This window comes from Cognatundibacterium squillarum (assembly GCF_014652435.1).
GTDB classification, from domain to species: Bacteria; Pseudomonadota; Gammaproteobacteria; order Burkholderiales; family Burkholderiaceae_D; genus Undibacterium; species Undibacterium squillarum.
Genome location: NZ_BMYU01000007.1, coordinates 56,639 through 68,954, shown reverse-complemented (window position 1 = coordinate 68,954; position 12,316 = coordinate 56,639). Strand labels below are relative to the sequence as shown.

Genomic DNA, 12,316 nt, shown 5'->3' with positions numbered 1-12,316 from the left:
CGGCAAAGGGCGGGGCTCAGTCTGGTGTAAAGGCAGATACAAATGGACAGTCACAAATGCAGTCGCGCAGGCAGAAGTACTTTATTGCGGCAGGACTTCCAGCGTCACAACATAGCTGGCAACGCGGTTGGTCGCCGGTGCCTGTACGCCTTTGTCATCGCGCACTTCGGCTTCCATCCAGATCATGCCGGCTTTTTCAGGACGGAAGCTGAATTTGCCGCTGGCATCGGTGGTGTAGGTTTGTTCACCGAGTTTCTGACGGTAGCGGATACCACCGGCAATCACTTCGACTTTCACATTCGCTGCCGGTTTGCCATCCAGTAACAACTGGAAAGTCGCGTTTTCACCTTCAACCAGATCATTCGGATGCGTGACCGGATTCAGTTCCAGACCTTTGCCGCTTGGTTTAACAGCAACGCCACCCGGTTTGCCATTGGTGACCAGTGTTTCCACGCGGCCGATACGCTGCGTCACTTGCAGATCCGTTGCATTTGCCGGTACTTCTTTGGCGAAGGCTTCTGCGGTACCGCGCCAGCGTTTAGGCTGACCGTTTTCTTTGTAGCTGGCGAACAAACCTTCGTTCAGCATACCGATGCGGTACGTGCCGGTTTGTTTCAGTTGCAGATCAAACGTGCTGCGCAGACGGCCGGTGAACGGGTTTTCGGCAGCGACTTTGCTGCCATCCGGTGCAGTGATAAACAGGTTATCCAGACGGGTGGCAACGTGGTCAAATTCAAATACATTGGTCGCTGCAGCCGCATCGACGGTAATCCACGGTGTATTGCCGGAAACAACGGTTTGCGATGGCACCAGAAATGCACGGTGAGCGTGGGCGCTGAAGCTGGCGCAAACCAGCAGGGTGGCGGCGCATAAACGGGTCAGGTGTTTCATCATCTGTCCTTTTGATCTTGAATTCGGATGGGAATGGTTAGAAACCGGATTATTTAATCTGTACGGCAACCGTACCGATTTCGTGGCTGCCTTGTGCTTTGGCAGTGAATTCGCCCTTGCCACCCCAGGTAAACGGCACTTTCACCACTTCACGGCCACCGCCTTCGCGTGCCGCTTCCACCAGCAACTGATATTCACCGGCAGGCAACTGACCGAGCACGGATTTGTCGGTGCTGAAAGTCAGGCTGTGTTCACCGGCGGTACGGGTTGCTGCGCTGAGGCCATCGACAGGCATGTTCAGTTCACGGCCGGATTTACGCCACCACTGACGCAAGTCTTTCAGCCATTTTGTGCCTTCGTTATTACGTTTTTTCAGGTCGTACCAGACAGTCAGATTACCGGCAAAACTCTGGTCGCCTTTTTCAATCCAGACTGCGACGTAAGGTTTGTGGTATTCCGCCACATTCAGACGCGGCAGTTCCAGTTTCACATTCAGATCTGCGGCATGCACCAGTGCAGCCGGTGTACCCAGTAAAGTGCTGATGGCGACAGGTAAAACGTAACGCATAGAGAACTCTCTCCGGAAAGAAAAACAGATTAATGAAATTAATTCATGAAATTAATGAATAAACAGCAGTATGCACAGCAAAGGAATCACCAGCCCGCCTGCCACCAGTGGCCAGGTCGCGCGCCGGTTGGCGGCATGCATCTTCAGCAGCAATAAGCCGGTGACGCTGAAAATCAGGCAGGCCAGCGCAAAAATATCAATCAGCCAGTTCCATACCGCGCCAGTGTTACGGCCTTTGTGCAAATCATTCAGAAAGGAAATCCAGCCACGGTCGGTCAGTTCGTATTCCGCATGACCATCTTCCAGACTGACGCGCAGCCATGCATCGCCACCGGGACGCGGCATCGCCACATACACTTCTTCCGGTGACCATTCCGGTGCCTGACCCGGATCGCGGATCCCCATTTCACTGTTCAGCCAGTTGCGGACTTGCGGCGGAACGGTTTCAGATTCGTCATCACGCGCCTTCTGCAAGGCTTTCAGCAAATCCGCCGGTAGTTGCGCTTCTTTCTGACTGACCACAGGATGCGCTTCAATTTGTGCAGCGTGGTTCAGCGTAAAGCCGGTAATCGCAAACACCAGCATCGCGACCAGACAAATCGCCGAGCTGATCCAGTGCCACTGATGTAACTGGCGCAGCCAGAAAGCGCGTTGCTGGGGTTGGGAGCGTGAAGTGCTTGCCTGCATTCTGAACCTGTAAATGATAATTATTCTCAATTATAACGGTATGCACCGATTTGTCCACATAAAGACCCGGAAAACACACAGGAAGTTTGTACTGTTTTTTATCAAATTGTTGCAGTGCGCAGTACAGTAGCCCGCAATGGTAAAATAAGAGTGTTTGTCTTTTATTCATCTTTCTCAAAGAAAGCACCTATGAACGTCGTTATTCTTGCTGCCGGTATGGGCAAGCGCATGCAATCCAATTTGCCAAAAGTGCTGCATCCGGTGGCCGGTAAGCCACTGGTCGCCCATGTGATCGACACAGCACGCAGTCTGGAAGCCAGTAATATTTGTGTGATTTATGGCCACGGTGGCGATCAGGTGCCACAAACGATAGGTGCACCGGATCTGAAATTTGCGAAACAGGAGCCGCAACTCGGTACCGGTCATGCAGTTGCACAGGCTGTGCCTGTGCTGGATGATGCTGTGCCGACACTGGTGCTGTACGGCGATGTGCCGCTGACTACCAGCGCCAGTCTGCGCCGCCTGATGGACGTTGCCGGCAATGACAAACTGGGCATTCTGACGGTGATGATGGATGACCCGACCGGTCTGGGTCGCATCATCCGTGAAAACGGCGAGATCCGCCGTATTGTCGAACAAAAAGATGCGAACGAAGCCGAAAAAGCAGTACGCGAAACCAATACCGGCATCATGATCGTGCCGACACCGCATCTGAAACGCTGGCTGACGACCTTGTCGAATAACAATGCGCAGGGCGAATACTATCTGACCGATATCGTGGCCCGCGCCGTGGAAGACGGTGTGCCTGTGGTATCGGCTCAGCCGGACGATGTGGTGGAAACGCTGGGTGTTAACAGTAAGGTGCAGCTGGCGGAACTGGAACGCAAGCATCAGTTGCGCGTGGCGCAGCGCTTGCTGGAACAGGGTGTGATGTTGCTGGACCCCGCACGTATTGACGTGCGCGGTGAACTGCAGTGTGGCCGCGATGTCAGCATCGATGTCGGCTGCGTGTTTGAAGGCAAGGTAGAAATCGGTGAAGGTGCCAGCATTGGTCCCTACTGCGTGATCCGCAATGCACGTATTGCTGCCGGTGCCAGCATCAAGGCTTACACGCACATTGAAGATGCGGTGGTTGGTGCAGCCTCGCAGATCGGCCCGTACGCCCGCCTGCGTCCGGGTACAGAACTCGGTGAAGATGTGCATGTCGGCAACTTCGTGGAAATCAAAAATTCCAAAGTAGCTGCGCACAGTAAAGCCAATCATCTGGCCTATGTCGGCGACGCTGACGTTGGCAGCCGCGTGAATATCGGCGCCGGAACGATTACCTGTAATTACGATGGCGCGAATAAATTCCGCACCACGATCGGCGATGATGCTTTCATCGGCAGCGATACTCAGCTGGTTGCACCGGTTGTCGTCGGTAAAGGCGCTACCATCGGTGCCGGTACGACGCTGACCAAAGATGCGCCGGATGGCAAACTGACATTGTCGCGTGCTAAGCAAATGACAATTGATAACTGGCAGCGCCCGGTTAAACAAAAGAAATCCTGATTCTGTATTAAACATTCAGCGTCTTTTGTTCTGACGCCGATGTGCCTGAAAAGCCGCAGTCGCTGACTGCGGCTTTTTTGTTTCCGTTTTTTCCAATGAAGTCTGTCAACAATTCCGCATATTGATGCTTTAAAGAGACAGCCTTGATACAGGATTTTCTGTGTTGTCTATGCTGAATGCGGGCAGAAAGGAAACTGAAAGTTTCGCTCACTACGATGTCTTCAGGCTTCAGGCGCGATCCGCTCAGGCTGAACCTGAAAAGTTTCAATATAAACCGTATCACCGGACCTGGTATTCCCCGACAAACCGCAGACCCGCCGGAGATCCCGGACGCGCCCGCAGTGGTAAAGCAGCATCACGATAATTTTTACAAAGGAGATAACGATGAAGAAACTCGCATTAGCGGCAGCACTGGCAATGATAGGCGGCACAGCGGCGGCCCAGAGCAATGTCACGATTTACGGTCTGCTGGATGTGAATGCATCCTATAACAATGGCGGTGACGCGAATGGTGGCAAGCAGTTCAAAGTTGGCAGCGGTGGTATGAATACTTCGCGCTGGGGTTTGCGCGGTAGTGAAGATCTGGGCAATGGTCTGAAAGCCATCATGCAACTGGAAGGCGGCATCGTGATGGATACCGGTGCAGCTGACGGTGATATTTTCGGTCGTCAGGCGAATGTTGGTCTGCAGGGTGATTTCGGTAAAGTGGTGGTCGGCCGCTCTTACAGCACCACCTATGACTTCCTGATTTCCTATGATCCTATGGGGTATGCACCAAACTATTCCTGGGCGACCTCCGCAGGTGCCACCGGCAGTCGTAAAGACGGCATGATGACAACCGTGTCAAACCTGATCAAATACCAGTACGACGGTAAATCCAGCGATTTTTCATATAAATTCGGTGCCAGCTATGCAGCCGGTGAAACCGTCGGAAATACTTCGGCCGGTGCGAAATACATTCTGGCAGGTGCGTTAACGGCAGGTCCGGCGTCCGCTGTTGCCACCTACGAAAAAAATAATGCGGCGCTGGCGGCGAATGGTCAGTATGACCAGTCCACCGTGATGCATCTGGCAGGCAGCTACGATTTTGGCGTGGTAAAAGGATTTGCCGGTTATCGCAACTTCAAGAAAACGCTGGCAAGCGGTGCTGCTGAACAACGCAGTGATACCTACTGGCTGGGTGCAAATTATGCGGTTGCACCGAACTGGACACTGACCGGTACGTACTACGCGCAAAACATCAAAAACATGGCCGCCGGTAAAGATGCTGATCCGTCTATGCTGGTAGCCCGTGCAAAATATGCGCTGTCTAAACGTACCGATTTGTATGTATCTGCTGCGTATGCGAAAGCAAAAAATGGTCTGGCGACTGGCGTATCGCGTGATGATGCCGGTTTCACCAATTCACAGTCCGGTGCAACGATTGGTATGCAGCACCGCTTCTGATTTGTCGTGTCCCTTTAAAACGAGAGCGTTTTCCCCGGCCATGTGCCGGGGTTTTTTTATGGGGGGAATTGATTTTGTATCCGGCTATGGCGCAACTGGAAGGCAATGCCATCAGTGATTCGGATGCAGCGAGTTTTCCTGATGTCCGGCCTGCGCGGATTCCTGATGTGCCGGTTTGAACAAACGTGCGGCAAGACGCGGAGCAAGCAGATACAGCCAGTGTGTCAGCCGGTCGGTACGGCGCAGCATGATCCGCGACTGATTTTTATCCATGCCACGCAAAATGCGTGCTGCGCATTCGCTGACCGGCATCATCTGCGAACCGCGTAAAGCTTCACCCTGTATGCCTGTGCTCAGAAACCCGTGTTCCTGCAAATGCGTCGCAACATGATGCGGATATGCCATCAGGACAGCCACACCGCTACCGCGTAATTCATCACGCAGACATTGATAAAACGCGCTCAGTGCGGCTTTGCTGGCGCTGTATGCGCTGGCGCCTGCCAGGCCGGTCAGGCTGGCATGGGTTCCTATTGTCAGAATTTTGCCGCGTGATTCGCGCAGATAAGGCAGGGCGGCATGGGTACACCAGACACTGCCCCAGTAATTCACCCGCATCAGTTCCTGATGCCAGCCCAGATCGCGCCGTTCGGTAAAACTGGATTGTGCGGTACGTCCCGCATTGTTAATCAGAATATCAATCCCGCCGAACTGTTGTACCGTAGCGCGGATTAAGTGTTTGCATTCGCTTTCGGATGCGACGTTGGTTGGCACGATCAGACAGACACTGCCATAACGCTTACAGGTACGTGCCACCATTTGCAGGCGTTGTTCGTTGCGGGCGGCCAGTACCAGCGCCAGACTGGTGCGGTGACGGGCTGCCAGTTGCACAGCGAGTTCCGCACCGATGCCATCCGATGCACCGGTGATCACGATGACTTGTAAATGCTCGGCAGACCGTTTCATTGCCAGACTCCGTTGTATCACTACTCTGATTAAATTTGCAGCTGCATAAAACACAATATTATTTACTTTTTGAAAAAATTAAACTGCAACAAAGGGTAACTGTGCCGTATTCGCATCAAATTGCGCAGATTTCGGATAATTGATTTCCGGCAATGCACCTTGCCCTGGTCCATGACATGTCAGTGTCAGTTATAGCAAGCACAAGCTTTCAGACAGCCTGCAAATTGCCGGCCGGCACTAGTGTGCAGAATCTAATCCCGGATAAAAAATCGGCCCGGGTTTTCCCGATACAACAGCCTGTAAGCGGATCCAATGTCGTGCTGGAATCGGCAGTGGCTATCGCCTATGCTGAAACCTGGTCATTCAGAGTGATCCCAGCCTATTTCTGGTGGAAATGTATGCACGCATTGCGACTTTGTTTAAAAGCCTTCATTTGGGGATGGGCGGGTATGTGCCTGCTGCCCTCGTTTGCTGTGCAAGCCAGTACCTGTACCCGTATGATTCAGATACCGATCGCACCTACCGGCTTCAGTGTATTTGTACGACAAGGTAAGCCCGAGGGTGTTTACCCGGACATGTTGCGTCAGATTGCCAATGCCAGCGGCTGCAAGATGGTGTTCAGTGTGGTGCCGCGTGCCCGTCTGGAAATGTTATTTGAAACCGGACAGGCAGATGTGCTGATTCCTGCGATCCGTACCAGCCGTCGTGACCGTCACGGCATCTTTGTCCCCTTGCTGTACACCCGCGCCACCCTGATAGGACTGCGCCAGCAGGGAGTCAGCCCGCCTGCGTCGCTGGATGCTGTGCTGAAGACGCCTGCATTGCAGGTAAGTCTGGTGCGCGGTTTCGATTATGGCGATGCCTATGTCAGCTGGATGCAGTCTCTGCAGCAGCAAAACCGGGTACAGCTGGAATCGGATCCGGTATCCATCGCGCGACTGATGAAGGCCGGTACGGTTCAGTACACGATGATGGCGCCGTATATCTTTGCCGGTTCGATTGCGCAGGATACGCGCGTTGCGGATCTTGCTCCCTTAATTCAATACCTGCCGGTACCGGAAGTGGACTGGACAGACAGCGGCATTTATCTGTCCTTGCACAGTCTGAACGAGAGTGACCGCAATCACCTGAAAAAAGCACTGGAAGAAGCCGCACGCAGCGGCGTGGTATGGAAATCGTTTCAGTAGTATTACAGCCCGGATGTGCTGAATGCAGGCAGCAAACCACGCTGATACGAAAACTGCTGCCGGCAGGCACGGATTAAGGTAAAGGGACTGTTGTATCGAATTTGCTGCGGTGAACGGAAAAGAAACTGCGCACATTCCGGATATTGCGCTGGCTGGAAAACAAACGATGCGCCAGCGCATGGTAGGCAGGCATATCCTGTACCAGCAACACCAGCACAAAATCCGGCCCCGGCGAGACACGATAGCATTGCTGTATCGCCGGTTCACCCGCTACCAGTTGCTCAAATGCCGCCAGTTGTTCGCTGGTCTGCACATCCAGCGTGATTTCCACAATCGCCGTCAGCGTCATGCCCAGTTTTTCCGGTTGTACCAGCGCCACCTGACGTTGTATCCAGCCATCTTCAGTTAAACGTCTGACCCGGCGCAGACAAGTCGGCGCGGAAGCGTGTACCTTTTCTGCCAGTTCCTGATTTGTGATTGCGGCATTTTGTTGTAATTGCAACAAAATGCGCTTATCCAGATCATCCAGTACGAGAGAATTTGTCATGGCGATGAAATTTTTGTGAAATTTAATTTCAAAAACAATCTATAAATTTTACAGAAAATTGATTGTATATATGAGTGAAATTTTCTTTCTCTATGAGTCATATTAAGACAAAAAATTGCATCTTCATTCGGCTAGCATAGCGATATTGTTATTTTCTTCATCGTTTATTCAACGGGAGTCATTATGTGCGGTATCGTCGGCGCGGTTGCGCAAAGAAACATCACCCCGGTCTTGCTGGAAGGCCTGAAACGTCTGGAATACCGTGGCTACGATTCCTGCGGCGTTGCGCTGCACATTGACGGCGGTCTGCGCCGCAGCCGCAGTACTTCCCGCGTGGCAGAACTGCAGGAACAGGTAGAGCAGGGTGGCTTGTCCGGCTTTACCGGTATCGCGCACACCCGCTGGGCAACCCACGGCGTACCTTCCTCTGAAAACGCCCATCCGCACTTCTCCCGTGAACGTATCGCCCTCGTGCATAACGGCATTATCGAAAACCACGAAGAACTGCGCGCAGAACTGAAAGCACTGGGTTACGTATTCGAAAGCCAGACCGACACCGAAGTGATCGCGCATCTGGTCGATCATCTGTATCACGGCGATCTGTTTGATGCCGTTCAGCAAGCTGTTAAACGTCTGGTCGGTGCTTACGCAATCGGCGTGTTCTGCCGCGACGAACCACACCGCGTGATTGGCGCGCGCCATGGTTCTCCGCTGATCGTGGGTGTAGGTCAGGGTGAAAACTTCCTCGCTTCCGATGCAATGGCACTGGCTGGCGTGACCGACCAGATCATTTATCTGGAAGAAGGCGACGTAGTGGATCTGCAGGTACACCGCTACTGGATTACCGACATCAAAGGCCAGCCGACAGAACGCGAAGTCCGTACCGTGCATGCACACAGCGGCGCAGCCGAACTCGGCCCTTACCGCCACTACATGCAGAAAGAAATCTTCGAACAGCCACGCGCCATTTCCGACACGCTGGAAGGCGTGGCAGGCATCATGCCGGAACTGTTCGGTGACAAAGCGCACGGCGTTTTCCAGAAAGTTAAATCTGTCCTGATTCTGGCTTGCGGCACCAGCTACTACGCCGGTTCCACCGCCAAATACTGGCTGGAATCCATCGCCCGCATTCCGGTGAATGTCGAAATCGCCAGCGAATACCGCTACCGCGACAGCGTGCCTGACCCGGATACACTGGTCGTCACCATCTCTCAGAGTGGTGAAACTGCCGACACCATCGCCGCGCTGAAACATGCACGCGCACAAGGCATGGAACACACACTGACCATCTGTAACGTCTCCACCAGCGCTATGGTGCGCGAATGCGCACTGCACTACATCACCCACGCCGGTGTGGAAGTGGGTGTCGCATCGACCAAAGCGTTTACGACACAGCTGGTTGCACTGTTCCTGCTGACGCTGGCACTGGCACAAGCCAAAGGCCGCCTGACAGAAGAAGCAGAACAGGAACACATCAAAGCACTGCGCCATCTGCCATCCGCAGTATCCGCTGTACTGGCACTGGAACCGCAAATCATTTCCTGGGCAGAACAATTCGCCAGCAAAGAAAATGCGCTGTTCTTAGGCCGTGGCATGCACTACCCGATCGCGCTGGAAGGCTCGCTGAAGCTGAAAGAAATTTCTTATATCCACGCAGAAGCCTATCCTGCCGGTGAACTGAAACACGGCCCGCTGGCACTGGTTACCAGCGCCATGCCGGTAGTGACAGTTGCACCAAACGATGCGCTGATCGAAAAACTGAAATCCAATCTGCAGGAAGTCCGCGCACGCGGCGGCGAACTGTTCGTGTTTGCTGATGCAGACTCGCACATCGCTTCCAGCGAAGGCGTCCACGTGATCCGCCTGCCGGAACACTACGGCCACCTGTCCCCGATCCTGCACGTCATCCCGCTGCAACTGTTGGCGTACCACACCGCTCTGGCACGTGGCACAGACGTGGATAAACCGCGTAATCTGGCGAAGAGTGTGACTGTGGAGTAAAAATATTTAAAAATTAATACGTATTCGGTAAATAGAGGTATTCTTTTTTCTTAAGTTAAATTCTGATTTTTTTTAAGGAAAAATCAAAACACATCCAAACTTAAAAATAAATGAATTCTTTTATTTATCGTTGATACTCTAGGGAACCGCTGATTTATTCACCTTATGGAAACCAGCTTCTATACAGATCAACTACTTACGTCTGGCTCTGCTGAAAAATGATGATTAATTCAGCACTTCCCTAGATTTAATTTTTAAAAAGTCACTCTGCCTGAGACTGTAGATAAATGGATATGATATACGTCATGGCGATACTTTAAAGTTGCCGCAATATTGATATAAATGATAATATTTAAATAAATAAATTTTTGATGTTATCTGAGGAGGTTTTATGCGTGCGGTACTGGTATCGTTGCTGGTTGTTGCATTAGCTGGCTGTGCTAATGGTTATCAACAATTCTACAAGCCATACCCTGGTGTAACACCTGAGGTGCTTGCTAAGATTCGTAAGGGGCCACCTCCGCAAATGCCGGGAGTCAACTATGTTGCAACGATGGATGCAGCAGTATTTGAAGCTTATGGTAAAAAAGGCTACGTTCCGGCAGGCTATTCGTCATTTAATAGTGGCCAGCGGCAGGCTGACTCTCTTGCAATTGAACAAGGGCGTGCTATCGGAGCCGACTTAGTTGTTATTGTTAATCCAAAGTACACAGGAACGGTTACCACCAGTATTCCAATCACTACACCAACTATTTCGACTTCGACGTATAGTGGAACGACAACTGTAATCGGTACTAAAGGAACCGCGAACGCCTACGGTAATGGTGTTATTACTACATATGGTTCCCAAACTAATTACATACCGATAGCTATTCATCGAGAAGATTACGGCGCGGTCTATTTCATTAAACGACAGTATTCACTTGGTGCGAATTTCCGTGATCTCAATGACTCTGAGCGTAATACACTTCAAACAAATAAAGGTATTGTTATTACATTGATAGTTGATGATACACCCGCTTTCAACGCAGACATACTCAAAGGAGATATTATTACGAGTCTCAACGGAGAGCCCATAACCAGCGTTGAGGCGCTTCGTGTAAGTCTAGCTGCAAAAGTCGGTCAAAAAATTACTTTATCTATTTTACGAGGAAGCTCAAAGATAGAAAAAGTAATTCAATTGCAAGAGTGAAAAACCATAGATAAATTAATTGCATTATTTATAATAAAAAATGCGTAAATTGATAATGATGTGTTGCTTTTGTATTCTTGCGGAAAATGTTTTTGCAGATTCCACCACTGCTTCGATACCTATCTTTAGTTCATTGTGTGTTGAAGAGCAGGCTACAGGCTTTAACTGGATTTCAAATAGTTGGAAGCCTGCTAACTTTAAAGCATCAGATAAATTAATCGTTCGAAAAGTAGACATGCAGGCAGAACTCAGGCTCTCCGCAAGTCAGCAGCAACAGCGTTGTAAGTCAGAACAACGCTTTGACACAGGGCAGAACGATTTATATATCTCAGCATGTTATCTAATTTTAAAGTTGGGTAGTGTAGCCCACCAATATTCGGGGGAAATGTGTGCCGAGTACTTTAAAAATGGAATTTTGCAAGAGATTGACTGCGGAAACATGAAGTTTTTGCCTGATGGGCCCTATGTAAAGCAATCCAAATTTGCAGACATTAGTCCGACGCCTCGAAATGGTTACAAAGATTCTCTGGTAGTGGCTGTGGGCTCGTGTGCCCGAATTAATTGATGGTTACTTTTCATGATTTTGGCGTATTTGAGCAAGTATCTAATTCTCAATTTGGGTGTATGAGACCACTACTTTTCACCATGCTGTAAATAACCATCCAAAACATCCATCGCCCCGCCCCAGCCCATGGCCATGCTGGCATGAGAGGCGTCGAAGATGGCTTCTTCGCTGGGGCTGGCGTTCAGGGCGCGCCATTCGAGTCGCACCAGCGTGCCTTCGCCATCGTCGCTGAGTGTGGTGGTGGACAGAGTGTACAGCGGCCAGTTGGGGGCCATCGGATGGCGGGTGACGCCGCCGTCAGCATCGCTGAACTGCACCACGACCTGAATTTTCTGATCCTGTTCCAGCGCGCGGAATGTCCATTTGCCCCACATGGCCGGTGCGCCCGGCATCGCCGCCTGCATGCCGTAGTGGAACACGCCGCCAACGCGGGCGTCGGCTTCGCATTTGACCATGTTCATCCCCGGCGGGCACATCCAGTGGCGCAAATGCGCGGATTCGGTCAGCGCGGCATACACGCGGCTGCGCGGGGCGGCGAAGCGGCGTTCCAGTGTGAAAGGGGCGGACAGCTGATCGGTCATGGCATTTCCTCTGGTGTGGGTTGTGTTGGGGCGCAGCAGACGGTGTCTGCGGCTTTGCTGGCTGAGTATACGTCAGCAGAAGTAATTGACTGGCAAGATTTTCCGGGTTTGTGGCTGACAGGATGCACACCGCCAGC

At 51.7% G+C, this 12,316-nt stretch carries 12 protein-coding genes; 6 read left to right on the top strand and 6 right to left on the bottom strand.

Features of this window, described 5'->3' with window-relative positions; genetic code table 11:
• Positions 1-81: 81 nt before the first annotated feature.
• From IE092_RS13745 to IE092_RS13735, 3 genes are read right to left on the bottom strand one after another with little or no spacing between them, the layout of a single operon-like run.
• A complete protein-coding gene (locus IE092_RS13745; RefSeq protein WP_229793177.1) occupies positions 82-894 on the bottom strand; it encodes a DUF4198 domain-containing protein in 813 nt (270 codons plus the stop codon).
• Between the two features lie 46 nt (positions 895-940).
• A complete protein-coding gene (locus tag IE092_RS13740) occupies positions 941-1,459 on the bottom strand; it encodes a DUF2271 domain-containing protein (RefSeq protein ID WP_189357773.1) in 519 nt (172 codons plus the stop codon).
• Between the two features lie 51 nt (positions 1,460-1,510).
• Positions 1,511-2,146 (bottom strand): PepSY-associated TM helix domain-containing protein, encoded by a 636-nt coding sequence (locus IE092_RS13735; RefSeq protein WP_189357772.1) that lies wholly within the window; start codon positions 2,144-2,146, stop codon positions 1,511-1,513.
• Between the two features lie 189 nt (positions 2,147-2,335).
• On the opposite strand from IE092_RS13735, the gene glmU reads away from it, so the two are divergent.
• Positions 2,336-3,697 carry a bifunctional UDP-N-acetylglucosamine diphosphorylase/glucosamine-1-phosphate N-acetyltransferase GlmU gene (gene glmU / locus IE092_RS13730; RefSeq protein WP_189357771.1) on the top strand — a complete coding sequence of 454 codons (1,362 nt, stop codon included), beginning with the start codon at positions 2,336-2,338 and terminating at the stop codon, positions 3,695-3,697.
• Between the two features lie 378 nt (positions 3,698-4,075).
• On the top strand, positions 4,076-5,143 hold the full coding sequence (locus IE092_RS13725; RefSeq protein ID WP_444545935.1) for a porin: 1,068 nt from the start codon (positions 4,076-4,078) through the stop codon (positions 5,141-5,143).
• A gap of 111 nt (positions 5,144-5,254) precedes the next feature.
• Here the strand turns inward: IE092_RS13725 and IE092_RS13720 are convergent, their stop codons facing one another.
• Positions 5,255-6,106: an SDR family oxidoreductase gene (locus IE092_RS13720; protein ID WP_189357769.1), complete on the bottom strand. Its 852-nt coding sequence runs from the start codon at positions 6,104-6,106 to the stop codon at positions 5,255-5,257.
• A 332-nt stretch (positions 6,107-6,438) separates the two neighbouring features.
• Here IE092_RS13720 and IE092_RS13715 point away from each other — a divergent pair, with 332 nt between their 5' ends.
• Complete coding sequence (locus IE092_RS13715) at positions 6,439-7,293, top strand: substrate-binding periplasmic protein (RefSeq protein WP_189357768.1); 855 nt, start codon at positions 6,439-6,441, stop codon at positions 7,291-7,293.
• 73 nt (positions 7,294-7,366) lie between these two features.
• On the opposite strand, the gene IE092_RS13710 is transcribed toward IE092_RS13715, so the two are convergent.
• Positions 7,367-7,840, bottom strand: a complete 474-nt coding sequence (locus tag IE092_RS13710; protein ID WP_189357767.1) for an Lrp/AsnC family transcriptional regulator — start codon at positions 7,838-7,840, stop codon at positions 7,367-7,369.
• A gap of 183 nt (positions 7,841-8,023) precedes the next feature.
• Between IE092_RS13710 and glmS the strand changes: the two genes are divergently transcribed.
• The 3 genes from glmS (at position 8,024) to IE092_RS13695 (ending at position 11,598) form a co-directional block, all read left to right on the top strand.
• Positions 8,024-9,841, top strand: coding sequence for a glutamine--fructose-6-phosphate transaminase (isomerizing) (glmS, locus tag IE092_RS13705; RefSeq protein WP_189357766.1), 1,818 nt, complete (start codon positions 8,024-8,026; stop codon positions 9,839-9,841).
• A 391-nt stretch (positions 9,842-10,232) separates the two neighbouring features.
• Positions 10,233-11,033: a PDZ domain-containing protein gene (locus IE092_RS13700; protein WP_189357765.1), complete on the top strand. Its 801-nt coding sequence runs from the start codon at positions 10,233-10,235 to the stop codon at positions 11,031-11,033.
• A 40-nt stretch (positions 11,034-11,073) separates the two neighbouring features.
• The gene (locus IE092_RS13695; RefSeq protein WP_189357764.1) at positions 11,074-11,598 is read left to right on the top strand and encodes a hypothetical protein; all 525 of its coding nucleotides are present in this window, start codon (positions 11,074-11,076) and stop codon (positions 11,596-11,598) included.
• 68 nt (positions 11,599-11,666) lie between these two features.
• Here the strand turns inward: IE092_RS13695 and IE092_RS13690 are convergent, their stop codons facing one another.
• Positions 11,667-12,179, bottom strand: a complete 513-nt coding sequence (locus tag IE092_RS13690; protein WP_189357763.1) for an SRPBCC family protein — start codon at positions 12,177-12,179, stop codon at positions 11,667-11,669.
• Positions 12,180-12,316: the final 137 nt, after the last annotated feature.